At 67.9% G+C, this 25,410-nt stretch carries 22 protein-coding genes; 13 read left to right on the forward strand and 9 right to left on the reverse strand.

What is annotated here, in order from left to right; translation table 11 throughout:
• Window position 1: 1 nt before the first annotated feature.
• From pglX to ACFY5B_RS29615, 3 genes are all read right to left on the reverse strand, one after another.
• A complete protein-coding gene (gene pglX / locus ACFY5B_RS29605) occupies window positions 2-3,667 on the reverse strand; it encodes a BREX-2 system adenine-specific DNA-methyltransferase PglX (protein ID WP_389975011.1) in 3,666 nt (1,221 codons plus the stop codon).
• A 117-nt stretch (window positions 3,668-3,784) separates the two neighbouring features.
• Window positions 3,785-4,000 (reverse strand): DUF397 domain-containing protein, encoded by a 216-nt coding sequence (locus ACFY5B_RS29610; RefSeq protein WP_389975014.1) that lies wholly within the window; start codon window positions 3,998-4,000, stop codon window positions 3,785-3,787.
• Window positions 3,960-4,838: a Scr1 family TA system antitoxin-like transcriptional regulator gene (locus ACFY5B_RS29615; RefSeq protein WP_389975017.1), complete on the reverse strand. Its 879-nt coding sequence runs from the start codon at window positions 4,836-4,838 to the stop codon at window positions 3,960-3,962. The genes ACFY5B_RS29610 and ACFY5B_RS29615 overlap by 41 nt, the downstream gene beginning before the upstream one ends.
• Window positions 4,839-4,966: 128 nt before the next feature.
• On the opposite strand from ACFY5B_RS29615, the gene ACFY5B_RS29620 reads away from it, so the two are divergent.
• Window positions 4,967-5,320, forward strand: a complete 354-nt coding sequence (locus ACFY5B_RS29620; protein WP_389975019.1) for a hypothetical protein — start codon at window positions 4,967-4,969, stop codon at window positions 5,318-5,320.
• Window positions 5,317-5,604 (forward strand): hypothetical protein, encoded by a 288-nt coding sequence (locus tag ACFY5B_RS29625; protein ID WP_389975022.1) that lies wholly within the window; start codon window positions 5,317-5,319, stop codon window positions 5,602-5,604. Before ACFY5B_RS29620 ends, ACFY5B_RS29625 begins: the two co-directional genes overlap by 4 nt.
• A gap of 26 nt (window positions 5,605-5,630) precedes the next feature.
• On the opposite strand, the gene pglW is transcribed toward ACFY5B_RS29625, so the two are convergent.
• Window positions 5,631-10,253, reverse strand: a complete 4,623-nt coding sequence (pglW, locus tag ACFY5B_RS29630; protein WP_389975024.1) for a BREX system serine/threonine kinase PglW — start codon at window positions 10,251-10,253, stop codon at window positions 5,631-5,633.
• A gap of 200 nt (window positions 10,254-10,453) precedes the next feature.
• Here pglW and ACFY5B_RS29635 point away from each other — a divergent pair, with 200 nt between their 5' ends.
• The 4 genes from ACFY5B_RS29635 (at window position 10,454) to ACFY5B_RS29650 (ending at window position 13,719) form a co-directional block, all read left to right on the forward strand.
• The gene (locus ACFY5B_RS29635) at window positions 10,454-11,578 is read left to right on the forward strand and encodes an AAA family ATPase (protein WP_389975027.1); all 1,125 of its coding nucleotides are present in this window, start codon (window positions 10,454-10,456) and stop codon (window positions 11,576-11,578) included.
• Between the two features lie 2 nt (window positions 11,579-11,580).
• Window positions 11,581-12,243: a DUF4276 family protein gene (locus tag ACFY5B_RS29640; protein ID WP_389975030.1), complete on the forward strand. Its 663-nt coding sequence runs from the start codon at window positions 11,581-11,583 to the stop codon at window positions 12,241-12,243.
• Between the two features lie 136 nt (window positions 12,244-12,379).
• The gene (locus ACFY5B_RS29645; RefSeq protein WP_389975032.1) at window positions 12,380-12,868 is read left to right on the forward strand and encodes a hypothetical protein; all 489 of its coding nucleotides are present in this window, start codon (window positions 12,380-12,382) and stop codon (window positions 12,866-12,868) included.
• Window positions 12,869-13,020: 152 nt separating this feature from the next.
• A complete protein-coding gene (locus ACFY5B_RS29650) occupies window positions 13,021-13,719 on the forward strand; it encodes an LPXTG cell wall anchor domain-containing protein (RefSeq protein ID WP_389975035.1) in 699 nt (232 codons plus the stop codon).
• A gap of 63 nt (window positions 13,720-13,782) precedes the next feature.
• On the opposite strand, the gene ppc is transcribed toward ACFY5B_RS29650, so the two are convergent.
• The gene (gene ppc / locus ACFY5B_RS29655; RefSeq protein WP_389975038.1) at window positions 13,783-16,515 is read right to left on the reverse strand and encodes a phosphoenolpyruvate carboxylase; all 2,733 of its coding nucleotides are present in this window, start codon (window positions 16,513-16,515) and stop codon (window positions 13,783-13,785) included.
• 293 nt (window positions 16,516-16,808) lie between these two features.
• On the opposite strand from ppc, the gene ACFY5B_RS29660 reads away from it, so the two are divergent.
• Both ACFY5B_RS29660 and ACFY5B_RS29665 read left to right on the forward strand, forming a co-directional pair.
• Window positions 16,809-17,822: an acyl-CoA desaturase gene (locus ACFY5B_RS29660; protein ID WP_389975040.1), complete on the forward strand. Its 1,014-nt coding sequence runs from the start codon at window positions 16,809-16,811 to the stop codon at window positions 17,820-17,822.
• A complete protein-coding gene (locus tag ACFY5B_RS29665; RefSeq protein ID WP_389975043.1) occupies window positions 17,819-18,496 on the forward strand; it encodes a TetR family transcriptional regulator in 678 nt (225 codons plus the stop codon). The genes ACFY5B_RS29660 and ACFY5B_RS29665 overlap by 4 nt, the downstream gene beginning before the upstream one ends.
• On the opposite strand, the gene ACFY5B_RS29670 is transcribed toward ACFY5B_RS29665, so the two are convergent.
• Window positions 18,493-18,861: a VOC family protein gene (locus ACFY5B_RS29670; RefSeq protein WP_389975046.1), complete on the reverse strand. Its 369-nt coding sequence runs from the start codon at window positions 18,859-18,861 to the stop codon at window positions 18,493-18,495. The two genes, ACFY5B_RS29665 and ACFY5B_RS29670, sit on opposite strands and share 4 nt — an antisense overlap.
• Complete coding sequence (locus ACFY5B_RS29675; RefSeq protein ID WP_389975049.1) at window positions 18,861-19,679, reverse strand: trans-aconitate 2-methyltransferase; 819 nt, start codon at window positions 19,677-19,679, stop codon at window positions 18,861-18,863. The genes ACFY5B_RS29670 and ACFY5B_RS29675 overlap by 1 nt, the downstream gene beginning before the upstream one ends.
• A gap of 126 nt (window positions 19,680-19,805) precedes the next feature.
• Here ACFY5B_RS29675 and tamR point away from each other — a divergent pair, with 126 nt between their 5' ends.
• Window positions 19,806-20,303 carry a MarR family transcriptional regulator TamR gene (tamR, locus tag ACFY5B_RS29680; protein WP_389975052.1) on the forward strand — a complete coding sequence of 166 codons (498 nt, stop codon included), beginning with the start codon at window positions 19,806-19,808 and terminating at the stop codon, window positions 20,301-20,303.
• Here tamR and ACFY5B_RS29685 read toward each other — a convergent pair.
• On the reverse strand, window positions 20,262-21,029 hold the full coding sequence (locus ACFY5B_RS29685; RefSeq protein WP_389975054.1) for a LuxR C-terminal-related transcriptional regulator: 768 nt from the start codon (window positions 21,027-21,029) through the stop codon (window positions 20,262-20,264). The two genes, tamR and ACFY5B_RS29685, sit on opposite strands and share 42 nt — an antisense overlap.
• 307 nt (window positions 21,030-21,336) lie before the next feature.
• Here ACFY5B_RS29685 and ACFY5B_RS29690 point away from each other — a divergent pair, with 307 nt between their 5' ends.
• The 4 genes from ACFY5B_RS29690 (at window position 21,337) to ACFY5B_RS29705 (ending at window position 24,012) form a co-directional block, all read left to right on the forward strand.
• Window positions 21,337-21,792 (forward strand): GNAT family N-acetyltransferase, encoded by a 456-nt coding sequence (locus ACFY5B_RS29690; protein WP_389975056.1) that lies wholly within the window; start codon window positions 21,337-21,339, stop codon window positions 21,790-21,792.
• Window positions 21,793-22,025: 233 nt separating this feature from the next.
• Window positions 22,026-22,478 (forward strand): hypothetical protein, encoded by a 453-nt coding sequence (locus ACFY5B_RS29695; RefSeq protein WP_389975059.1) that lies wholly within the window; start codon window positions 22,026-22,028, stop codon window positions 22,476-22,478.
• A gap of 154 nt (window positions 22,479-22,632) precedes the next feature.
• Window positions 22,633-23,271 (forward strand): hypothetical protein, encoded by a 639-nt coding sequence (locus tag ACFY5B_RS29700; RefSeq protein WP_389975062.1) that lies wholly within the window; start codon window positions 22,633-22,635, stop codon window positions 23,269-23,271.
• A gap of 93 nt (window positions 23,272-23,364) precedes the next feature.
• A complete protein-coding gene (locus tag ACFY5B_RS29705) occupies window positions 23,365-24,012 on the forward strand; it encodes a hypothetical protein (protein WP_389975065.1) in 648 nt (215 codons plus the stop codon).
• Between the two features lie 206 nt (window positions 24,013-24,218).
• Here ACFY5B_RS29705 and galK read toward each other — a convergent pair whose 3' ends face one another.
• Window positions 24,219-25,382, reverse strand: a complete 1,164-nt coding sequence (gene galK, locus ACFY5B_RS29710) for a galactokinase (RefSeq protein WP_389975068.1) — start codon at window positions 25,380-25,382, stop codon at window positions 24,219-24,221.
• Window positions 25,383-25,410 lie beyond the last annotated feature (28 nt).

The following is a 25,410-nucleotide window of genomic DNA, read 5'->3' on the forward strand; positions in this document are numbered from 1 at the left end:
GCTACTCCTTCGCCTGCGTGCTCTTTTTCGCGCTCTTCCCGCCGGCGGGCTTGGCGGTGGCCTTCTTCGCCGCCTTGCGGACGGGACGCCAGGCGCGCAGCTCCTCGTCGGTGACCGCGAACTCCTCCTCCCGCTGCCAGTCCAGCAGCGCCTCCTCGAACATGCCGGCGTCCTCGGGGTGCCACTGCTTGAGCCATGGCAGCAACTCCAGCAGACCGGCGAGGTACGGAATGAAGTCCTCCCGCTCCCAGTTTCCGGAGTTCGCACGGTTATCGATGGTCTCGGTGAGGGCCGCGGCCTGCTCCAGGTGGTCCCAGCCGCCCCAGCCCAGAACTTCGATCGCCGGGTTGAGGGTGCGGCTGTAGGAGATGAACCGCTCCTTGGGCACGTCGAGACCACCGCGCTGGGCGGCGTAGGAAGCCTTGCGGAAGTCGGCCGTCGTGTACTTCGGCGGTACGGGAGTACCGTCCCTGATCTCCATCGCCTTCAGGTGATCCCCGGCAGCGGTGGCCGCGTCCTCCTCGCGCTGCCGCTCCCAGACCTGCTCCCATACCTCCCGCTTCTTCTTGTGCGCCGCCTCCGTGTAGCGCAGGGCGGCGAGGAACGGCACGTGCTGATCCTCGACCAGCTTGGGCACAATCACGGACAGTTCCTCACCGGGCGCGTAGAGCTCGGCGACGGCCACGAAGTCATGGTCGCCGGTGAGGTCGTCGACCAGCTCGGGGAGGGAACGGGTACGGGGGCGCTCCGTACCGTCGTAGTCCGTCTCGTACCAGAGCTCCCGGCGCTCCATGCGCGCAAGCAGCCACTCCTTGAGCGCGGCCTGCTGCTGGACGTCCCACCCGTCGGTGAGCCAGCGCCGCTTGTATTCGGGGCGCTCGATGAGCCCGATCACGGAGGAGTTCTTCATGGCGTCGAGCCGACGGCGGACCGTCTCTTTGTAGGCCTCGGGCCATTCGGCCGGGATCTCGCTGATCATCTTCGACTTGTGGCGCCGGAACCACTCCGTCTTGACACCCTGCTCTTTGACCCGCTTACCGAGGTCGATCTCGAAGGCTCGCTGTCCGAGGGCGATTCCATCGGCGGGAAGGGCATCTTCGGGCGCGGTGAGGTCGTCGTGCAGTCCGTAAATGCCGTAGACCTCCCAGTCTAGTTCTTCCTGGATGGTGATCATCCGGGCACGAATACGGTGCCATTCCGACTTGACCTGTGCCAGCACTTCAGCCGTGGGCGGCTTCTCCGGGTCGGCTGCGACCGTGGAGGGGGTTACGGCGGCGAGCTGTTGGGCGAGGGTGTCTAGTTCAGTTGCGCGAGTAAGCGGATACTCCTCAGGAAGAGGGAATTCCTGAACATTCGCACCATTAAACTGGTACCAGACCGTCCATTTTTCAGCTTCGAGCCCTCGCCCTACACCATTACTCGGCTTGATCTGACACATCTGCTTCAACCAAAAACAAGCGACAGACGAGTTAAGCAGCCCAACCAAACTCAGATAATCGTCGACTGACGCGCCATCCCCAAGCTTGGCAATAGATACAGACTGCTTGAAGCAACTTCCACCGCGATCCAATATAAATTGATTATGAGTGGTCACTTCGGCGCACACGATAGAGTACTTACCGCGATATCGATCACTAACCCACCGATACCACCCCCACCAAGGCGTCAGGTCCCGGCTATCAGTAACCTTCTCAAATCCGTGAGTTGCACGCAACACTTGCCGAGAAGGCCACAAATACCTGCCCCACGGAGATACATGATCGTATGCTAGCGGCTTCATTTGAGGGTCATACGGAACGACAGCAGATTCTGAGAAGTGCGCATCCCAATCACGGACGATATCGCCAGTAATTAGAGGGCGCGCACACTCGACATCTCGCCTACTCAATGATCTGCGAGTACCAATGAAGGCCGGATCTTGCCCAGGGAAGCTAGCAAATCCGATATCGCGCGACAGAATGCTCCGAAGGATCTTCCCCGAAGCTGAATTGATCTCTTCAACGGTCTCAAGTCCGCCGTCATCGAGGATCCAAGGATGCTTGCTGAAGTACCGCTTACGGTCCAAATCATCGGCAGAAACCCAATCACCAACGCTTCGCCCTGGAGCATCGATCCTGCTCGTGATATCGCACCAAACTTTACCTTCCGCTGGAACATCAGGGACTTTAGGTTCACCCTGGATCCTACGCACGGACCGCACAGTCCTTGCTCCATCCCGAGCAGGCCTATTGCGTCCTACAAGGATTACAGTGGGGGTCCCATGACCCGGCAAGTAGGCCCCGGAGGTGTCGATAACTTCAGTAAGATCGACCTCCACTGCAAGGTAATGCTGGATAAATTTTTCGCCAAATTCACGCTTCGTAAAAGCGCTTCCCGTAATCTGGCCAACATAACCCGAAGAAGTTGCCCCACCAACCGATCGAATCGCCAGGAGAAAGAACCGCTCACCAAAAGGAACGGTCAGCTGATACTTCCCTGAACACGACTTATACAACTTCTTATATGCGCTCTTAGGGGAGTCGCTCCCAGGTACGATATAAGGAGGGTTCCCTACAACAACGTGATACCTTCCACTGTCGAGGATTTTCGGATACCTATCCAAGTCTTCGGTAGAATATAGGTAATCTGCGAGCTCTCCATCTGAGGCTTCCCTGAGTCCTTCGATAACCTCATCCGAATTGTAAATTAGGGAATCACCGACAGCCAAATTGAGCGGCCACTCATACTTCAAAGCCTCCATGATGTCAGCTACGCCCGCAGCTCGCAGCGCTGCGATGATTAGACGAAATCGAGCAATCGCCACCGCGAATGGATTAAGGTCTACACCGTGAACCGACCGCAATGCTCCACGAACTCGGTCGTGGACATCAACGCTAGGCGCCTTAATCTCCCATTCTTGCAGGATTCGATGGAAAGCTCCCAAGACGAAGTGTCCCGAACCGCAGGTCGGGTCGATCATTCTGATATCAGAATGATCGAATTCCCCTAGCGCGGGATCCAGGGTTCTCTCAAGGATAAACTTTTCGACAAATTCTGGCGTCTGCAGCAGTGCGTACTTTTCACGGGCACTCGATGAAAGATCTTGATAGAGGTCCCCCAAGAAGCGAGTATTCCACTCACTGTCCTGGAAATTGTGGATGATCCTTGTCCCGCCTTCCACCTCTTCGTGTTTACGCCAAAACTCAATCAATCCTTTCGCACCCTCATGCGACATCGGGATTTGAAAAAGCGGGTTATGCTCTTCATCGAAAAGCAATCTCCCGGCTTGCCATGAGCCAATCTCCTTGAACGCTTCGAGCAACCAATCTCGATGCGTTCGAGCGGGGTCGTCTGTCATAAATTGGACATGCCGTTCCTCTGCATGCGTCTGGCGTGCAATTGTTGACCCAGCCACATACGGGTCAATTAGGATTAGGTTATCCTCACAGAATCGCACAAATACTGTGCCCAGCAGCCAAGCGACGGCGGATTGCGTGATGCGCTCACCGACCCATTCAGTTTGTGAAATTGCGGTTCTCTTTGCCTTCAGAGCGCCGTGATACTCATCACGCAGTATCCGCTTGACCTCAGGAAGTGTCTCCAGCTGATCTTGAAGATCTTTCTCTACTACGAGGAGTTGCTTCTGAAGATCGTCGCGCAGGCGATCGCTGTCAATCACTGATCCCACCAACCGTTGAGGTGTTTAGTCACGGAATGCGCCTCTGACGCGCAGGCGCCCATTGCGCCATGCCCAAGCCCTGCCGCTCACATGAGTGGCAGGGCTCTACGGCATGCAGCAAGGCGATCAAGCTCGCGTCATCGATTCTTCCTTCACTGAGTTCACGAAGGCCGCCCAGCCAGCACTCGAGATGAGGAGCACGGCGCCATCAGCAACCTTGCTGTCACGCACCGGAACCACTCCCAGCAGCCCATCGACGATCTCGATGCAGCTACCACCCGAACCATCACTGTAGGACGACTTACGCCAGACAACCGTGCTCAGATGAGGTGTGATGCTCATGGTTGGTGTAGTCCTTCGCTGACGATTCGATCAAGGTCAGAGACTCCGCTGGCGGCAGCGCAGCGGCCCTGACGAGATCGTACGACCTCATGTAGAGATCAACGAGAGTCGGTTCCTCGATCAGTTGGCCCGTCCACGGTGCTTCCACGTACACAGCGGGGGGAGCGTCCGCGAACGTCATGATCGAAGCCATGCTGGTCATGAATGCCTCAGCTGCACGCACAAACGGCAGCACTTGCACCATGACTGTGTGCGCCTGAGCCATCTGGAGAACGTGCTGAAGCTGTGAGGCCATCACAGCAGGCCCTCCCACCGGCACCCGTACCACAGTCTCGTTCAGCACAACCCACAACAACGGCTTTGCAGGATCAGCCAAGATCTTCTGCCGCTCAAGCCGCGCACCCACGTATCCGTCCACCACTTCCGCTGTGGCGTACGGCATGGTCGCCGTCGTGATCGCCCGCGCATACCCCTCCGTCTGCAACAACCCCGGCACCAGCATCGGCGCGTACTCGCTGATGGTCTTGGCCCGCGTCTCCAGCTCCGCCGCGTCCGCGAAGTAGTCGGCGTGCTTGGACTTGCGGGCCAGTTCGCACAGGCGCTGGAAGTGCTCGCCCGTGCCGAGGACCTCGTCCAGGAGCCGGGACAGGTCCGGCTGCGGACGCCTGGTCGCCGACTCGAACTGGCCGATGTACGTGCCGGAGCAGAAGACCCGCTCGCCGAGCTGGTCCTGGGAGAGGCCGGCGGCTTCGCGGGCCCGGCGGAGTTCGCTGCCGAAGAAGGTCCTCGGCGAGGTGAACGGGTCCATGTCCTGGTTACGGTTCTGTCGGCCGGCCATCGGCTGTGCCCCCTTGCGGTGTTCCCTGTGCGCGCCCGCCGGTTCCGCGGGGTCGAGTGCCGCTCACTGCCTGCAACTCCGTTGCTGGCAGGCGACCTCTACCGAGAGTAGCTCTATACGAGCACGCTGTGAGCATAAACAGCAGCAATCACCCCTCCCGCACCCGGACCGAACACGCTCACCCGACCGTCCCGTTCGCCTATCCGTTCCCGGACAGCCCCCTCGCCTCCGCGCTCGCCGTCTCCGACGAGCTCAGTGCCGGCCTCGCCCTGCACGGCAACACCCTGCCGTCCCTCGGACCAGAGCTGGCGTCCTGCACGACGTCCACGGTGCACCGTCCTCTCCTGGAGCTGGGCCGGGTGAACCTGTCCACGGCCCACCGCCTGACTGCCGTACTCACCGACGCGGCGGACGCGCGCAAGGCAGCGGCCCGCCCGAGCACTGGCGACGACAACGGAACCGGCGGCGGAACAGACCGGTGACTGCACCCCCGCCCGGCCCCCTCCCGGGCCCGAACACGGCCACCCCGTCCCCGCCGCCGCCCGCCGGGACGGTCGTCGTCGACGAGCGCACGGGTCGGACAGGGGTCGTCATGGACCACGTCGGTCCCTACCTCCAGCTACGGCCGGTCGGCGGCGGCCGGGAGTGGGACGCGCTCCCGGCACGGGTCCGCGCCGCCTCCTCCGCCGAGCGGCTGCGCGCCTCCGTGGCCGCCGCCAACGCCCGGAGCCGGGCCCTTCCGCCCGACCCGGCAGGGCGGGGCTAGAACAGGGCACGGGCAGTAGCAGGCGGTTACGCCGCCTGCTCCTCCCCCGGGTCGTTGACGACCCATGCGTGGTTGAGGCTGATCCACTCCTCGCGGTCCTCGATCGACACAGTCGCGGCGTCCAGCCGTGGCCCGAGGGTCGGGTCCGTGAGCGGGCTGAGCAGCCAGAGGCCACGCCCGTCCGGGCCGCCCCGCCGTGCCAGATCGGCGAGCCGCTGGAGGACACCCATACCGCCGTAGCGGGCCATGACATAGGCGTCGTGCAGAAGCACCGGCCGGCGGCCCGCCGCCGCGCCGTCCTCCCCCGTTCTCGCCGTGCCGGGGCCCGCCGGTGCCTTCAGGGAGGCCAGGATGTCCTTCTCCACGTCGCGCCACGCGGCGGCCGTGTACTCACCGAACTTCATCGCGTCCCGTGAGCCCGGTTCGGCGTTGTCCGCCTCCAGGATGGTCTCCCAGGTAGGCCGGGGTCGCGCCTCGACCAGGCGGCGCAGACTGGCCAGGAAGAGGGCGCTGACGTCGACGGGTTCGGCCTGCCACTCGCGCCCCTGCTCGGTGAGGGTCCGCAGGGCGAGGCGCTGGTCGTCGAAGCGGACGGTGAGGACCCGGAAGCCGGGTCGGCCGCCGGACTCCATCAGCTGGGCCCTGGCCTTCAGCCGGGCGCGTTGCTCCGGGTCGCGTGCCGTCCAGTGGTCGGTACGGCTGACCCGGCTGGGGCGGCGCTGGGTGACGACCGAGGTGACGTCACCGCCGCCGACGGTCTCTCGCCTGGGAACGAACCAGCCGCGCGGGCGCTTCCGGTTCGTCCGCCACTCCAGCTCGAAGCCGGCCTGCCGCAGCAGGCGGCCGAGCAGGACCCGGTCGTCCGGGAGGCGGCTGGACAGGTCGGGGAAACGGGCGCGGACCCGGTCGTGGATCTGCTCGACGGTCAGGCCGTCCTGCTCGTCGTCCGGCGTGCCCGCGAGCGGCAGCAGCAGGCCCGCCTGGGCGAGGCGGAGGGCACGCACCGGTTCCAGGGACCGGGCGTAGATCTCCAGCCGGGCGTTGGCGGCCGCGCCCTGGGAGGCCGCGGCGGCCAGGGTGACCATGCGTGCCTCGCCCATGGTGATCTGGGCCTCGGGCCAGCGGGCCCGGTAGGCGGCGTCGGCAGCGACGATCACTTCCAGCACGGTGCCGGGGCCGGCGAGGGTGTCGCGTGCGGCCAGGGTGTCGGCCGCCTTGCCCAGTCGGTCGGCGTAGTTGAGGAGGGCGGGGGCCGAGGGCGTGTCCGGGGCGTCCCTGTCCTCGTCGACCTCCAGGGCCAGCATCATCCGGTTGTCGCCGGTCTCGCCGTGGCGGCGGCTGCGCATACGGCGCGGAGTCATCCCCCAATCGACCTCCCACGCGGCCCGTACGGCGGCCGTGCCGAGGGCGCGCCGCACCGCGGGGTCGGACTGGGAGGTGCCGCGGCGGCCGATCAGTGCTTCGGCGAGTTCGGTCGCCGAGGCGACCCGGCCCAGGGTGGCGAGTATCTCGACGATCTCGTCGCGCAGGGCGACGAGTGCCGGGTCCTTGGCCCAGCGTTTGCGCTGGGCGCCGAGGATCTGGGCGATGCGGCCCTCGGTGACCTGGTCGGTGGTGAGCGGGGCGACCGACTTGTTCAGGGGCCAGCTGGGCAGTCCCTCGGGCAGCCGGCCCTCCTCGTCGGGGAGGCGCAGCAGCAGCCGTACCGTCTCCACCTCGGTGGCGTTGCGCCCCCGGGGTGCCGGTTTGGGCACCAGGAGGGTGACCAGGGCGTCGAGGGAGAGACGGCGCAGGGGCAGGTCGCTGCCCTCTTCGCGCTGCTCGGAGCGTGCCTCGGCGATCTCCTCCGCGGAGTCGCCGCGTTCGGCCGGGGAGAGCGGGGAGGGCTGGCGGACGTCGAGGGCGAGGCGCCACTGCTTGATGCGGCGGTTGATCTCGTCGCGGGTGCGGGCGCCGAGGCCGGGACGGTTGACGAGCCGCCGGGTCGAGTAGTCGAGGAGGTCGCCGACGGTGTGGACGTCCAGGCCGTTGAGGAAGGAGACCGCGCGGAGGGACAGTCCCGCCACGAGGAGGGCGGTGTCACGGCCGGCCTTGGCCGCGGCCTCCTCTCGGGCGTCCTCGTCCGCCGCGGGGTCGAGGGGCGGGAGTTCGCCGACAGGCAGCGCGGCGGCCGAGGAGGTGGTGTCCTCGGGGTGACCGCCGGAGCGGCCCTGGACGGGCAGGTCGGCGAGGGCGAAGACGCGCTGCCAGGCGCGCTGCATCTCCTTCAGGTCGGGGAACCGCTTGCGGTGGTCGCGGTGCAGGGCACGCTGGAAGAACTCGGTGAGGCCGTCGCGGAGAGCCGAGTCGAACGCCTCGGAGGCGATCCTGGGGTGCGGCCACTCCTTGGGATCGGTCTGGCGTGGGAGGACGGAGCCGTCGCCCCACTGGGGCAGCTCTCCGGAGGCCATCTCGTGGAGGGTGACGGCCAGGGCGTACCACTCGGCGTGGGCGTCGTAGCGGCCCCGGGTGATGTTCTCGACGAACGGGTCGAGGTAGCCCTCGGTACCGGCCCGGACGGCGTCAACGTCGAGGCCGGCGAGGGAGAAGTCGAAGAGGACCAGTTGCCGGGTGCCGTTGGGGCGGACCCGGATGGCGATGTTGTCGGGTTTGAGGTCGCGGTGCCAGACGCCTTCACCGTCGAGGAAGTCGACGGCGGCGAAGAGGTAGGTGGAGTAGGTCTCCAGCTGGTCGGTGAGGAGCGGGCCCCGCTCGCGCAGCTGGCGGGCGACGGTGCGGTCGCCCGCGTGGTCGAGGACGAGGACGGTGCGCGGGCCGATGCGGATCGGCTCGGGCAGGGCAGGGTGGATGACCTTGGAGTCGTTGCGCAGCCGGGACAGCACGTCGGCCTCGCGGCGCAGCGCCTCGGCGTACTTGTCCTTGCGGGCGATCTTGAGGACGACCGGTGCGTTGTCGCGTTCGAGGTCCTCGGCGAGCAGAGCGCGTGAGGTGGAGCCCTGGCCCAGGCTGCGCTTGATGCGGAAGCGTCGGCCGACGACGTCGCCCGGGGTGGCCTCCAGCGGGTCCCCCTCCTCGCCCTGTGTGTCGAGGGCCGGTTGCGGTTCGGGCTTCGTGGGCCTGAGTCCCTGTTCGACGACGTCGAGCCACTCCAGGAATTCCGCGGCGGTGCGGATGCGGCGGTGCGGGTCGAAGGCCGTGGCGTCCAGGATGATCTGGTCGACGTCCTTGGTCAGGCCGTCGGCCACGGCGGAGGGCACGAGCCCGCGGCCCTGTTCCAGCCTGGCGCCCAGTTCGGCCTGGCTGCTCGCCGGCGGCCTGCCGGTGAAGATCAGGTAGCCGAGTACGCCGAGCCCGAAGACATCGAGGGCGGTGGGGTCCGGGGACTTGGCGGTCACCTCGGGGGCGAGGTAGGGGTCGGCGACCTCGGAGACGTACGCGGCGAGGTTGTTCGACGGGATTATCTCGTGTCCGCTGCTCAGACTGGAGCCGGAGCCTCCCGCGGCGCCCTTGGTGCGGGGGCGGCGGACGGCCGTCTGCCATTCGGCGATCTGGAGGACCGGGTTGAGCCAGCGGTCCTCCTCGCTGCCGGTGCCGGTGCGCGGGCCGGGCAGGACATGGACGGCGCGGGCGTGCAGAGCGCGGTGGAAGAGGAGGTGCCGGTGCGCGTAGTGGACCGTTTCGGCCAGGCGGCGCAGGAGGACGGCCCGTGCCTGGGCGTCCAGCTTCGCGCCGTACTGGAGGAGGTAGTCGTCCAGGCGGAGCGTGCGCGGATCGTAGGCGTACAGGAGGGCGGGTCCGGCGCTGTGGCCGTTCTCGTCGAAGTTCTCCAGGGCGACCAGGCCCGGATGCCTGAGGCCCTCCAGCGCTCGCGCCTCACGCTCGGCGGTGTGGCTGATGGACTCGCGGGCCTGCCGGTCAGCTCCGCGTTCGCGCAGGTAGATGCGTACGCGGCGGGTCTTGCTCAGGGAGTCGTGGCGGCCGAGGTAGTCGGCCCAGTTCGGCCCGGTGTCGAAAGGAGTGCGGTCCAGGCGGTAGGTGCCGACGTGGAACTCCGCGTCGGAACGGCCGACGCCAACCTCGGCCAGGAGCCTGCCCAGACCGCGGGAGAACTCGCGGTCGATGCCCGACTTGACGTCGCGCGCGGGGCGCTGGAGCTCGGCGAGGATGTCGTCCAGCCCGCTGTGCCCGGCCTTGCCGAAGACGCCTGCCAGGTCGTTCGGAGCGAGACGGATACGCAGGCCGGGGTCGGTGAAGAAGATCAGTTCCTGGATGTACGGGACATGGCGTCGGGGGTCGGTCTTCCGCAGGGCGTCCTTGAGCAGGCCCTTGAGTTCCTTCGCCTTCTGGTTGGCGAGGTGGCGGGGGTTGCGGTGGATGCGGGTGCGGTCGCCGGGGAGGGTCTGCACCCAGCTCGCTCCCGAGGAGGTGACCGTGCCCTGCCAGTTCTTCAGTTCCACCAGGAAGAGACCGGCCGGGGTGGCGACCAGCAGGTCGACCTCGCGGACATGGCCGCTGTGCGCGGTGAAGGTGAAGTTCGACCAGGCGCGGTAAGGCTCGTTGTCCGGAAGCCTCTCCTTGAGATACAGCAGTCCGCTGCGTTCGTGCTGGAACTGCGACTCGGTGACAGTGGTCCACCTGCCGTCTCGCATGACCGCGACGCCCCTTTCCGTATCTCGTCGTCTCGCCCTTTTCCTGCCGGTGGCCGGATCGTGCAGGTGGCCCAGCCTATCGACCACGACCGAAGGGCCGGCAGCGTGCACCGGCATCCTGTGGACAGGCGATCACAACAGACCGTCTGTTGGGCTCTCTGCTCCCCATGGAGCCGGGGCCCTGACCTAGGGTTGGAGCCATGCCGTCGTACAAGCTCTCAGAGGTGACCATCGAGGGGTACACCTCCCTCCGATCCAGCACGCTGAGGCTGGGCGACGGCGTGACCGTCCTGGTGGGCGCGAACGGGGCGGGCAAGAGCAATGTCGTCGGCGCGCTCGAACTGCTGGGATGGATGGCCGACGGGGACCTGGCACTTCAGGTGGGTATTCACGGCGGCGCCCAGGCCCTGCAGTTCGCGGGGCGCGGCACCGAAAAGGGTATCCGGCTGAAAGTCAGTGCTCCCCCGTACCGCTATGAGGCGCACCTCGTTCCCGCCACGAACGACAGCTTCGTCTTCGCCGAGGAGAAGGGGCATTTCCACGAGCCGGGCCCCGGCCTGCCGATGGAGGAGAGCTTCGGCCGTGGACACCGCGAATCACTGCTGCGGCAAGAAGAGGAGGAGCAGCTCTCCCGTCTGGCGGGCCCGGTGCGGCACATCCTCGCAGGCTGCCGGGTCTTCCACTTCCAGGACACCAGCCGTGAGGCGCCGGTCAAGCAGTTCGGGTACGCGGCGGACAATGAGGCGCTGCGGCCGGATGCGGCGAACCTCGCGGCGTTTCTCCTGCGGCTGCGCGAGGGCGAGCCGAAGGCCTATCGGCGTATCGTGCGGGCCGTCAAATCCGTGGCTCCGTTCTTCCGGGACTTCCTTCTGAAGGAGGAGCCCGGTGGCAGGATTCGCCTGCGCTGGATGCAGGAGGGGATCGACGCGGTGTTTCCCGCCGAGGCGCTCTCGGACGGCACCTTGCGGTACATCTGTCTGTGCGTCCTGCTCCTCCAGCCTGATCCACCGGCCCTTTTCACCCTCGATGAACCGGAGCTCGGGCTGCATCCGTACGCGATCGTCCAACTGTCGGACATGCTCCGGTCGGCCGCTGTGCGCAGCCAGATCGTGATCGCTACGCAGTCCGTGACCCTTCTGAACCAGTTCTCCCTCGACGACATCGTGGTGGTGGAGCGGGAGGAAGGGGCGACGCAGCTGAGGCGTCCCGCTCCCGAGGAACTCCAGGGGTGGCTGGAGGACTACTCCCTCGGGGAGCTGTGGGAGAAGAACGTGCTGGGTGGACGGCCTTCCCCGGAACTTCCGTTGCGGGGCCGTGCGGAATGATCATGGTGGGGGTGCTGTGCGAGGGGCAGACCGAGGAGAACATGGTCAACGACTTCCTCGGGCCCGAGCTGGCTGCTTACGGCATCTGCCTGGTGCCGACCATCCTCACGACCCGGGTGGCGGCAGGTGGTCCCGCCGGAAAAGGGGGGGTCAGCAAATGGGCGAAGATCGAGAAAGATCTGCACAGACTACTGGCCAGCACCCACTGGGCGGCGGTCACCACACTTCTCGATTATTACGGCCTCCCTGTGGACAGTCCGGGTATGTCGGACCGGCCTACAGGATCCGCAGCAGACAAGGTGACGCATGTCGAGCGGTGCCTCGCAGAACGCGTCAGCCATCCTCGTTTTCTCCCCCATGTCGTCCTGCACGAGACGGAGACCTGGGTCTTCGCCGCGGCTGAACAGCTCGGGGACTGGGCCGACGACTTGTCTCTGGCGCGTGAGCTCAAGCGTCAGGCCGATCAAGCCGGGGGAGCCGAGAACGTGAACGACGGACCGGAGACGGCTCCGTCGAAGCGAATCCTCAAGCTGTACCCGAGGTATGTGAAAACACAGGACGGCCCGGTGGCGGTAATGGAACTGGGACTGACCGCCCTGCGAGCCGCCTGTCCTCATTTTGACGCATGGGTGGTGAAGCTGCTGGGGCTTGCGCCGCAACGTTGACACGACGAGGGCTCGACGGCGGCGGTCAACGTCCTGCTGCGGGGCAGCGTCTCCCGACTCGAGGTCCTTTGGTTCTGCCCCCGCCGGCCCTTGCCAGGGTTGACCGAACGCACGGTCGTGGCCAACGATCACGGCCATGAGTTCTGTGATCCTCTCTCGCCAGACCTCCTCCGCTGTGCTGCGGCTCTGCCGGTTCGCGGCGATGGGTACGGTCGCGGTGCTGATCCTGATCGCGGGGGTGTGGGCGTCGTGGGGTACGGCGCAGCACGTGATGCTGACGAAGGGCCGGGAGCAGGGCACGGTCGAGGTGGCGCGGTGCGGGGCGGACGCGTGCTGGGGCCGGTTCACGCCGTTGTCGGAGGGTTCGCAGCCGCGGGCTCGGGTGGTGCTGGAGAAGTCGGTCGCGGTGGAGCGGGGGCGGACCTACACGGTGGTCGTGAAGCCCGGTGGTGATGACGCGGTGCGTTCGGGTCCGGCGGGGGTTCTGTACGCGTGGGTTCCGTTGGGTGGGGCGTTGTTGCTGGCGTCGGTCGTGGTGGCGGGTGGTCTGCTGCGGACGCGGTCGGCGTGGGTGATGGTGTTGTCCGGGGTGGCGTTGGTGACGGCGGCGTTCGTAGCCGTCTGAGGGTTGGGTCGTTCTCTTTTTCGTGGAGGGGCCTCTCTTCGTGGAGGGGCGAGCGTTGTGTGTTCGTGATTGACGTGCTGCCGGGCGAGGCTGGAAGCTGAGCCGCCCCCTCCACATCTTCTCGGTCACTTCTCGAAGATGGACTCCCCGCTATGCGAACCCTCTCGCGCCTCGGCGCTGTCTGCGCTGCCGCTTCCGCGGTCCTCCTGCTCGCTCCGGCCGCCCATGCCACTCCGCCCGGCGACAACGGCACGGTGAAGATCCATGACGCCTCGACGGGTGCGGAGCTGACCCGTAACGAGCCGCATGTGTGCGCCTTCTACCTGGACGCCTTCGGTTTCGACGGTGGTCAGAAGGTGGACTGGCACATCGACGCGATCCCTCCGAGCGAGAACAAGGGGGAGACGGTGGAGTCCGGTGTGCTGACGCTGGACGCCGAGGGTCACGGCCGGACCGGGGATCTGTCGCTGGCGGACGGGCATTACAAGCTGTTCTGGAAGTTCGAGGGGGAGAAGGGGTCCGCCAAGCACAAGGTGTTCTGGTCGGACTGCGAGGACGAGCAGGAGCCGGGTGGTTCGACGCCGTCGGGTTCGGCGTCCGCGTCGCCTTCGTCGGGGGCGTCGGGGACGCCGTCGGGTGAGCCGGGTGCGTCGGCGTCGCCGAGCGCGTCGGCCGGTGGGGGTGTGCCGGCGTCGCCGTCCTCGTCGCCGTCGTCGCAGGGTGGTGGCGACGGTGATCTCGCCGAGACGGGCAACGGGGCGCCGGTGGGTGTGCTGTCCGGTGTCGCGGCGGCGCTGGTGGCGTGTGGGGGGTTCCTGGTGCTGCGGCGCCGGAAGTCCGGCCGCGGCTGATCGGAAAGGGCCGTGCCCCCGAGCCTGTACGGGCTCGGGGGCACGGTCGTGTCCGGGGGTGGTTCAGCCGGTGTTGCGCAGGCCGGCTGCCACGCCGTTGACGGTGAGGAGGAGGGCGCGGGCGAGGAGCGGGTCGGGCTGTTCGCCGGCGGCGGCAGCGTCGCGCTGCCGCTTGAGCAGGGCGACCTGGAGGTAGGAGATCGGGTCCAGGTAGGCGTCGCGGATGGTGAAGGTCTGCTTCAGTACGGGTGCGGCGTCGAGGAGTTCGGCTTCGCCGGTGACGCGCAGGACTTCACGGACGGTGAGTTCGTGCTCGGCCTTGATGGTATCGAAGACGTGCTTGAGCTCGTCGGGGACGAGGGTGTCGACGTAGTGCTGGGCGATCCGCAGGTCGGTCTTGGCGAGCGTCATCTCGACGTTGGAGATGAAGTTGCGGAAGAAGTGCCACTGCTGGTGCATCTCGTCGAGGACGGTGTCGAGGCCCGCTTCGCGCAGGGCCTTGAGGCCGGAGCCGACGCCGAACCAGCCGGGGACGATCTGCCGGGACTGGGTCCAGCCGAACACCCACGGGATGGCGCGCAGGCCGTCGAGCGAGACGCCGGAGCCGGGGCGGCGGGAGGGCCGGGAGCCCAGGTGCAGGTCGGCGAGCTGGTCCACGGGCGTCGACGCGAGGAAGTACGTCGGCAGGTCGGGGTCCTCGACGAGGCGGCGGTAGGCGGCGTGGGCGGCGTCGGAGACGACGTCCATCGCGGCGTCCCAGCGGGCGAGGGCCTCGTCCGACTGGCGGGGGGCGGTGTGCAGGGCGGAGGCCTGGAGGGTCGCCGCGACGGTCAGTTCGAGGTTCTCCCGGGCCAGGGACGGGATGAGGTACTTGTCGGAGATGACCTCGCCCTGTTCGGTCACCTTGATCTCGCCCTCCAAGGTGCCCCAGGGCTGGGCGAGGATGGCGTCGTGGGTGGGGCCGCCGCCGCGGCCGACGGTGCCGCCGCGGCCGTGGAAGAGGCGCAGGCGTACGCCGTAGCGGTGGGCGACGTCGCGCAGGCGGCGCTGGGCGCGGTGGATCTCCCACTGGCTGGTGGTGATGCCGCCGAACTTCGAGGAGTCGGAGTAGCCGAGCATGACCTCCTGGACGTCGCCCCGGAGCGCGACGAGGCGCCGGTAGGACGGGTCGGAGAGCATGTCTTCGAGGATGGTGTCGGCGGCCTTGAGCTCGTCCGTCGTCTCCAGCAGCGGGACGATGCCGATCTTGGCCCAGCCGGCGTGGAGGTCGATCAGACCGGCTTCGCGGGCGAGGACGGCGGCGGCGAAGACGTCGTCGGCGCCCTGGCACATGGAGATGATGTAGGACTCGATGACTTCGGGTCCGAAGACTTCCAGGGCGCGCTTGACGGTGCCGAAGACGCCGAGGGTCTTCTCGCCGGGGGCGTCGACGGGTGCCGGGGTGGGCGCGAGCGGCCTGCGGGAGCGGAGCTCCTTGGCGAGGAGCTTGGCGCGGTAGTCGCGGGGCATGTCGGCGTAGCGCCAGGATTCCTCGCCGAGCCGGTCGAAGAGCTGGCCGAGGGCGTGGTGGTGGGCGTCGGCGTGTTCACGGACGTCCATGGTGGCGAGCTGGAGGCCGAAGGCGGCGAGGGTGCGGATGGTGCGGGCCAGGCGGCCGTCGGCGAAGAGGCCGCCGCGGTGTTCGCGCAGGGACTCCTGGATGATCCGCAGGTCGGCGAGGAGTTCGCCGGTGCCGAGGTAGTCGCGGCCGGCCACGTGGGGGGTGCCCTCGGCGAGGCGCTTCTTGGTGTTCTCCAGCTTCTGCCGGATGCAGGTGGCCTTGAGCCGGTAGGGCTCTTCGGCGTTGAGGCGCTTGTAGCGGGGGCTGATCTCGGGGAGGTTGTCCAGGTCGGCCTGGAGGGAGCTCAGCAGTTCCTCGGTGGCGCCGGCGTAGCGGATGGAGTTGGACAGGAAGCCGCGGAGTTCGTCGATGGTCTCCAGGGCGTCGTTGATGCCGTGTTCGTGCTGGAGGATGAGGACGTCCCAGGTCACCTGGGGGGTGACGTTGGGGTTGCCGTCGCGGTCGCCGCCGATCCAGGTGCCGAAGGTGAGGGGGCGGGTGTCGTCGGGGAGCTTGACCCCGGCGCGCTCCAGCTCGGCGGTGAGGTCCTCCAGGACGTCGCCGACGGCGCCCACGTGCAGCTCGTCCAGGTAGTAGATGGCGTTGCGGGCCTCGTCGGCGGGCTCGGGGCGCACCACGCGCAGTTCGTCGGTCTGCCAGACGAGGTCGATGTTCTCGGCGAGGCGGGTGTCCAGGCGGCGCCGGTCGGATTCGATGACCGGGGTTTCCAGGAGCGCGGCGATGCGGCGGAGCTTGTTCAGAACCGAGCGGCGTGCGGCCTCGGTGGGGTGGGCCGTGAAGACGGGGCGGACGTTGAGGTTGGCGACCGTCTCGCGCAGGTGCTCGGGGTCGGCGTCCTTGAGCCGGTCGGCCGTACGGGCGAGGAGTCCGCCTTCGGTGGCGCGGCGGGCGCGCAGCTCGCGGCCGCGGTGGACCTGCTCGGTGACGTTGGCCAGGTGGAAGTAGGTGGAGAAGGCGCGGACCAGCTTGGCCGCGGTGTCGAGTTCGGTGCCGCGCAGCAGCTCGGCGGCGGCCTCGCCGTCCTCGCGGGTGAGGCGGCGGACCTTTTCGACGAGTTCCAGCAGCTCGGGGCCCTCTTGGCGGACGAGCGTCTCGCCGAGGAGGTCGCCCAGCCGGCGGATGTCGGCTCGCAGCTCGCTGCTCGTCGTCGTGGTCTGGTCGTCGGCACTGCTCACAGGTGCGGCTCCTTGCAGTGTTGAAGCTCGTCTGGGAGGGGAACCCGGACGGCGTCTCGCGCGGCGGGGCGCCGCATACGGATCGGACATCCGGGAAGAAATCAGAGCGGACCGCGCTGTCCGACCGACTCCAGGATAGGTGTCGGCCGGGACGCGCAGGCTCGCGGGCTCTTGCCGCCGGGCGACGCGCTGTCATACTTACGATGCCGTAGGTTACGGAACCGTAGGAAGCAGGTCACGGTTCACGTGCCCGGCCACTCCTTCTCCCTCCACATACCCCCCAGGGGACGCGTATGACCAGTAGTTCCGACGTGATCGAGGACGCTCCCAAGGCGCCCGGTCAAGACACCGACGCCGCCTTGGCCACGCTGGGCGGCGAGCAGAAGCGGTCCATCGAGCAGATCGCCCTCCTTCTCTTCATCACCGTCCCGTTCCTCGCGCTGCTGGCGGCGGTGCCGCTGGCGTGGGGCTGGGGGGTGAGCTGGCTGGACCTCGGTCTGCTGGTCTTCTTCTACTACCTCGGGTGCCACGGCATCACGATCGGCTTCCACCGTCACTTCACCCATGGTTCCTTCAAGGCCAAGCGGCCGTTGAAGATCGCGCTGGCGATCGCGGGGTCCATGGCGGTCGAGGGCCCGCTGGTGCGCTGGGTGGCCGACCATCGCAAGCATCACAAGTTCTCCGACGCGGAGGGCGACCCGCATTCGCCGTGGCGGTTCGGTGACACGCTCCCGGCCCTGATGAAGGGCCTGTGGTGGGCGCACATCGGGTGGATGTTCGACGAGGAGCAGACGCCGCAGGAGAAGTACGCTCCGGACCTGATCAAGGACAAGACGCTGCGCACCATCTCCCGTCAGTTCGTCCTGTGGACGGTGGTGTCGCTGGCGTTGCCGCCGGTGATCGGCGGTCTGGTGACGATGTCCTGGTGGGGCGCGTTCACGGCGTTCTTCTGGGGCTCGCTGGTCCGGGTGGCCCTGCTGCACCATGTGACCTGGTCGATCAACTCGATCTGCCACGCGGTGGGCAAGCGCCCGTTCAAGTCGCGTGACCGTTCGGGCAACGTGTGGTGGCTGGCGATCCTGTCCTGCGGCGAGTCCTGGCACAACCTGCACCATGCCGACCCGACGTCCGCCCGGCACGGCGTGATGCGCGGCCAGCTCGATTCGAGCGCCCGCCTGATCCGCTGGTTCGAGATGGCGGGCTGGGCGTACGACGTGCGGTGGCCGTCACGCTCCCGTATCGATTCGCGCCGTAACACCGGGGAAGGCGGCTCCCCGCGCGGGAAGGAGCCCGTCGAGGCGGCATGATGGTCGCTGTGGCGACCGACTCGAGCAGCACCCCAGGCAACGACAAGCCGCGGCGAGCGCGTCGCACCCGGATGACCGGTGCCGAGCGCCGTCAGCAACTGCTGGAGATCGGTCGCACGCTCTTTGCGGCGAAGGGTTTCGAGGGCACGTCGGTGGAGGAGATCGCGGCGAAGGCCGGGGTGTCCAAGCCGGTGGTGTACGAGCACTTCGGCGGCAAGGAGGGGCTGTACGCGGTCGTGGTGGACCGTGAGATGCGGTGCCTGCTGGACATGGTGACCAGTTCGCTCACGGCCGGTCACCCGCGCGAACTGTGCGAACAGGCGGCGTTCGCGCTGCTGGACTACATCGAGGAGTACACGGACGGGTTCCGCATCCTGGTCCGCGACTCCCCCATCCCTCAGTCGACGGGTTCCTTCGCCTCGCTGATCTCGGACATCGCCACCCAGGTGGAGGACATCCTGGGCCGCGAGTTCAAGAGCCGCGGCTTCGACCCGAAGCTGGCCCCGTTGTACGCCCAGGCCCTGGTCGGCATGGTCGCCCTGACCGGCCAGTGGTGGCTGGACGTGCGCCGGCCGAAGAAGGCCGAGGTGGCCGCGCACCTGGTGAACCTGGCCTGGCACGGCCTGGACGGGATAGAGGCCAAGCCGCACCTGATAGGGCGCCGCAAGGCCTAGCAGGACCGGCTCGGTTCGAGGAACTCCAGACGGTTGCCGACCGGGTCCTGCGCGTAGAACCGCTGGTGACCGGGCAGGGCGGAGTCCCACTGGACGGCTACGCCGCCCGCCTCCAGCCGGGCGGCGTAGGCGTCGATGCCCGTCACCCGCAGCCCGGGGTGGGCCTTCCGCGCCGCCCGGAAGTCCTCCTCGACCCCCAGGTGCAGCTGCACGGCACCAGCCCGGAACCAGCACCCGCCCCGCAGGGCGAGCCCCGGCGGCTTCGGCACCTCGGTCATGCCGAGGACGTCGACGTAGTACGCCCGCAGCCGCTCCTCGCTCCCGGGCGGGGCGGCGAGCTGGACGTGATCGAGGGCGGTGATCATCAGCGCTCCTTCCGTGCGACGGCGAACACCCGGCGGAAGGGGAACGGCGTGCCGTGCGGACCGGCCGGGTAGGCCTCGCGCAGGGCCGCCCGGTACTCGGCGACGAATGCCTCCCTCGCCTCGGGCTCGTCGGCGAGCGCGGTCAGCACGGGCCGCAGTCCGGTCCCCTTCACCCAGTCGAGCACCGGGTCCTCGCCCTGGAGCAGGTGGATGTAGGTCGTCTCCCACACGTCGGCCGCGCAGCCGAGGGTCGTCAGCCGCTCCAGGTAGGCCTCGGGGGTGTGGACGGCGTCGGCGTGGCGCAGGGTGTCGGCGAGACGGGCCCGCCAGCGCGGTGAACCGGCGAGTTCGCGCATGAGCCGGTGGCTGGGGGCGTCGAAGTTGCCCGGCACCTGGAAGGCGAGGGTGCCGCCGGGTTTCAGCGCGGCCACCCAGTCGGCGAACCGTTCGACGTGCCCGGGCACCCACTGGAACGTGGCGTTGCTGATGATCAGGTCGTGGGGCTCGGCGGGTGTCCACGTCCGTACGTCGGCGGGCCCGAAGTCGAGACGGCCGCCCCCGGATGTGGGCCCCTCGTGCTCGACGTGGGCTTTGTCGAGCATCTCGGGGGAGTTGTCGTAGCCGGTGATCCGGGCGGTGGGCCAGCGGGCGGCGAGCAGGGTGGTGACGTTGCCGGGGCCGCAGCCGAGGTCGGCGATGCGGGCCGGCTCGCCGGGCAGGCCGGGGACGCGGGCGAGGAGGTCGGTGAAGGGGCGGGCGCGGTGATCGGCGTGACGGAGGTACTGGGCCGGGTCCCAGGTGGGGGCGGCTGCGGGCATGGGTCCTCCTGGTGTCTGGTGGTGCCGGTACGGGACGCACACCCAGCGTGATCCCCGATATATCTCGATGTCAAGAAACTAGACGTCAAGAGACTCTACGTCGACACAACCACTACACTGATCGTCATGGAGGACGAGGTCGATCGGCTGGTCGCAGCGTGGCGCCGGGAGCGCCCGGACCTCGACGTGGAACCGCTCGAGGTGCTCAGCCGCGTGAGCAGGCTGGCCCGGCATCTGGACCGGGCCCGGCGGCTGGCGTTCTCGGAGCACCACCTGGAGCCGTGGGAGTTCGACGTCCTGACGGCCCTGCGCCGGGCGGGCAGCCCGTACCAGCTCTCGCCGGGACAGCTCCTCACCCAGACCCTGGTCACCTCGGGCACGATGACGAACCGCATCGACCGCCTGGCGAAGAAGGGCCTGGTGGAACGGCTCCCCGATCCCAGTGACCGCCGCGGCGTCCTGGTCCGGCTGACGGACGAGGGCCGGGACCGCGCGGACCAGGCCCTGGCGGGTCTGCTGGACCAGGAGCGCGCGATCCTCGCGGAGCTCTCCCGAGCCCAGCGCGGCGAGCTGGCGGCGCTGCTACGCCAGCTGACCGCCCCGTTCGACAACATCCCCGGTTAGGTCCACGGGCCCGACCCCGGCCCGCCGCGCCAGGGCGACGGCGGCGAGGGTGGAGTGCACGCCGAGTTTGCCGAGGACGTTCTGCATGTGGGTCCGCACGGTGTGCGGCGACAGGAACAGGCGCTCGGCGACGGCCTTGCGCCCCAGCCCCGCGACCATGCACCGCAGCACTTCACGCTCACGCGGAGTGAGGGACTCGACGAGGCGCTCGCTCTCGGTGCGGTGCTTGCGGGCGGCGGTGAGCTCCCGCAGCACCCCCGTCAGCAGGGCGGGCGGCAGATGGGTCTCCTCCCGCAGCACGCCCCGGATGACCGTGAGCAGCCGGGACAGCGAGCAGTCCTTGGCGACCCAGCCGGAGGCACCGGCCTGCAGGGCTAGCGCCGCCCGCCGCGGATCGTCCTTCTCGGCGAGCACGACGATCCGTACGTTCGGCTGCGCGGAGCGCACTCCCGTGACGAGGGAGATCCCGTCGACGAGCCCGTCCTCGTTGCCCTCCTGCACGGGTACGGCCGGGCGGGCGCCCGGTACCTTGCCGCCCAGGTCGGCGTCCACGAGCAGCACGTCGAACCGCCGGCCCTCGGCGACGGCGCGCTCCAGGCTGCGCAGCGCGGCCGGGCCGCTGCCGGCCGCGGAGACGTCGACATCGGGCTCCGCGGCCAGGGCCGCCGCGAGTGACTCGGCGAAGATGCGATGGTCGTCGACGACCAGGACTCGGATGCGAACCACGTAACCCCCTTCCCCAGTGCTCCCGAAGAGCAGGGGATACCCCATCGTCGGGGGTTGACACCGCGCGGGTACGACTCCGGGGTATCCGGGTCTGCCGCGTCCGACTTCCGTCGGTGCGGCAGCAGCCCGTCCGGGTCGCAGCAGCCGCACGGCCGCCGCCGTGCAGTACCGCCACCCCCACCCCGGGCGTCGTACCCGGCTGTCTCGCCCCCTGATCGGCACCGGCCCCCACCGGTGCTGTTCATCAGAGTACGGACGGGGGCCCGGAGCGGAAGGTTATTTGCAGAACTGACTGTCCGACGCGTTTATGGTGTGCCGCATGTTCCGTCTTGAGACAGAAGTCGACAAGGCCCGACGTGATCTGCTCCGCACACGCCTGCGGGACACGAACACAGCCGCCTCTCCGGTCCTGCGCGCCCTGCGCGGGACACCCGGCGAGCGGGACGTCCCGTTGCACGTGTGGGCTGTGAACGACACGGACGATCTCGCCGGCGGACTGGTCGGTTACACCTGGGCGACGTGGCTGCACGTGACGTACCTGTGGGTCGACGAACGCCACCGCGGCAGGGGCCTGGGCGCACGGCTCCTCGCCCAGGCGGAACACATCGCGACGACCTCCCGTGGCTGCAAAGCGGCCCGCCTGGAGACGTGGGACTTCCAGGCACCGCAGTTCTATGTGAAGCAGGGGTACGAGGTGGTGTGCGCGGTGCCGGACTATCCGCCGGGGGTCACGGAGTACATGCTGACGAAGAGGCTGGGGTAGCGGCGATGAGGCGACCGGAGACCAGATAGCGTTGATCCGTTTTGAGTCCCCCACCTCAACGGGAGTTCCAAGTGCACCGCCCCGTCCGGCTCGCGTCGGCCGCGCTCACATCATTCGCAGCCCTGCTGACCGCCTGCGGCTCGGGGGGAGCTGAGACACCACCAGCTGCGCCATCACCGGGAGCTGCGTCTGCGGAGGACAGCAGCCGGCCGGAGCCCGAACTCCCGGGCGACATGAAGCTGGTCTTCGAGGGACAGCAGTCCGGCGACGCGACCAAGAACGCGATCTTGGCCGACAACGAACGAGCCGTCAGCACCGTATGGCAGGCCGTCGCCTTCGGTGATCTGCAGAAGTCCGGCATGGGCTTCTACTACACGGACGCCGCGCTGAGGGGCGTTTACCACTACGCGAAGGACAACAACGCCAGGCAGACCAGCTGGGCCGGCACCCTGCGCTACTTCGACCGCCAGGTGACGGTGTTCGACAAGACGTCGGGGGCCCTGACGTACTGCGTGGACGAGAGCAAGGCGAACGTCAAGGACCTGAAGACGAAGAAGGTGAAGGTGGTCGCGACCTCGTCTGACAGCTACGTGTACTACAACGCCGGCGTGAAGAAGGACGAGCAAGGCGTCTGGCAGATCTGGAGTCTGCACGAGGACCGTGGTTCCCGCAGGTGCCAGCCGTGAGGCGCAGCGCGTGATCCTTGAGGCTCTGAGAGCCGAACGCGGGCGGGCGAAACCCTCGCTGATGTCTCATCCTCCCTCACCGATAGCGTTGGTTCGCTTGCGTTATCCCCCCACATGATCAACGGGAGACACAGTGAACCGCCCCGCTCGGCTCGTGACAGCCGCGCTCACCGCATCCGCGGCCCTGCTGCTGACCGCCTGCGGCAAGGGGGGAGGTGACGGTTCATCGTCTTCCGACAAGATCGCCGGTGCGGAATCGGGCGACAAGGCGTCGGCTTCTCCTTCCGCTTCCGCCTCGGAGGACGGGATCGACCGGCCGGAGATCAAGCTGCCCGGAGACATGAAGCTGGTGTTCGAGGACCGGCAGACCGGCGATGCCACCAAGGACGCGATTCTCGCGGACAACGAACGGGCCGACAGTACGGTGTGGCAAGCCATGGCGTACGGCGACACGAAGAAGTCGGGCATGGCCTTCTACTACACGGACGATGCCCTGGTCGGCGTCTACCAGTATGCGAAGCGCGCCATCGACAAGAAGACCAGCTGGGCCGGCACGCTGCGTTACTACGACCGCAAGGTGACGGTGTTCGACAAGCAGTCGGCCGCTTTGACGTACTGCGTCGACGAGAGCAAAGCAGACCTCAAGGATCGCGAGACGAACAAGCTGCAGGGCACCAAGACCACGCCCAACAGTTACGTCTTCTACAACCTCGGCCTGAGGAAGAACAAGGAAGGTGTCTGGCAGACCTGGGATCTCACCGAAGACCGGGGGTCGCAGAAGTGCCGGCCCTGACGCCGGGAGGGCAACGACCGCGGTGCGAAGGACAACGCGAGCGCGGATAACGTGAGTTCGCTTGAGCTGACTTCGCTTCAACGGGAGACCTGAGTGAACCACCCCGCCCGGCTCGCGGCAGCCGTGCTCACCGCGACCATGGCCGTGTTGACGACCGCATGCGGGCCGGGAGGCGGCGACTCGCCCTCCGACCCGGTCAAGGGCGCGGGCAGTGGAGACGGGAAGACGTCGGCCAGCCCCTCCGCCTCGACTTCGCAGGGCGGTGTCAAGCGCCCGGAGATCAGGCTGTCCCAGGACTTTCAGGCGGACTTCGAGAACTGGACGAACAGTGATCCGAAGCTGCAGGCGATCCTGAACGACGGCCGGGAGGAACTCCGGTCGAAGTACGCGGCGATCATCGACGCCGACCCGGAGTCGCAGGCGGTCGTGTTCTACAACTCCGACGCCACCCAGGCGACCGCCCGCAAGTGGATCAGGCAGTTCACGGACGACGACGACAGCATCATCGGCAAGGTCAGGGTCTTCGACCCCCAGGTTCGTCTCAGCGACACCGGCTCGGGTGTGCTCTTCTACTGCGTCGACGAACGCCAGGCGTCCACGAAGAACCGCAAGACCGAGAAGATCGTCAGGACTCCGGACAAGCCCGAGTCGCTCGTCCAGTACCGCCTCCGGCTGGACGAGTCCGTCCAGGGCGTGTGGAAGACCACGGCGCTGACCACCGTTCCGGGGGCATGCAGCTGATGCGGTGCACGAAAGCGCTGCCCGGGGCCGGTGTCCGGGCGGGGACCACGGCCAAGCCCCTGTACACAAGGGGCGGTGCCGACCGGACTCCGCCGTGTGGCGGCCGCCACCTCCGGGCCACGGACGGCGCGCCCTCTGTCAACCGCTGACAGGGATCACGAAAAGCGGCGCCCTCATGGGAGTGAGGGCGCCGCTTTTTCGGTCGGTCAGTGGAGGCGGCGGGCTCCCGGGGACGGGACCGCTTCGAAGACGCGGGGGGTCGTGAAGCCGGCCGACGCGAAGGCCTCCGTCACCGTCTTGGTGATGGCGTCCACGTCCTGCTCCTCCGCGAGGACGATCGCCGAGCCGCCGAAGCCGCCGCCGGTCATGCGGGCGCCCAGGGCGCCGGAGGCCAGGGCCGTGTCGACGACCAGGTCCAACTCGGGGCAGGAGATGCGGAAGTCGTCGCGGAGGGAGGCGTGGCCCTCGATCAGGACCGGGCCGATCGCGCGGGTCTCGCCGGATTCGAGGAGGGAGACGACCCGTTCGACGCGTGCGTTCTCGGTGACGATGTGGCGGACCAGGCGGCGGACCTCCTCCTCGTCGCCCAGGCGGGCCAGAGCCGCGTCCAGGTCGGCGTAGGGGATGTCCCGGAGTGCGTCGACGCCCAGCAGGGCCGCGCCCTTCTCGCAGCCGGCGCGGCGCTTGCCGTACTCGCCCTCGCTGTGGGAGTGCTTGACCTGGGTGTCCACGACCAGCAGGCGCATGCCCTCGGCGGCCAGGTCGAAGGGGATCTGCTTCTGGGAGAGGTCGCGCGTGTCGAGGAACAGGGCGTGGCCGGTCTCGCAGCAGGCCGACGCCGTCTGGTCCATGATGCCGACGGGCGCACCGACGTAGACGTTCTCCGCGCGCTGGCACAGGCGGGCCAGCTGCCAGCCGCGCAGGCCGAGGGAGAACAGGTCGTTCAGGGCCAGGGCGACGACGACTTCCAGCGCCGCCGAGGACGACAGGCCCGCGCCCGACGGGACCGTGGAGGACAGGTGGATGTCCGCGCCCGTGATCGCGTGGCCGGCTTCGCGCAGGGCCCAGACCACGCCCGCCGGGTACGCCGTCCAGTTCTTGTCCGACTCGGGGGACAGGTCGTCCAGGTGGAGTTCGGTCACGCCTGACTCGACGTCCGCCGAGTGGAGGCGGAGGACCCCGTCGTCGCGGCGTGCCACCGCCGCCACCGCCGTGTGCGGCAGGGCGAACGGCATGACGAAGCCGTCGTTGTAGTCCGTGTGCTCGCCGATGAGGTTGACGCGGCCCGGCGCCGCCCACACGCCGTGCGGCTCGGCTCCGTACAGCTCGCTGAACCGTGAGGCGACCGTCTGCGCCACAGCCTCGCTCATGCCTGACCCCTGACCCTTTCCGTACGTA

The organism is Streptomyces sp. NPDC013187 (assembly GCF_042899705.1).
Taxonomy (GTDB): Bacteria; Actinomycetota; Actinomycetes; order Streptomycetales; family Streptomycetaceae; genus Streptomyces; species Streptomyces hawaiiensis_A.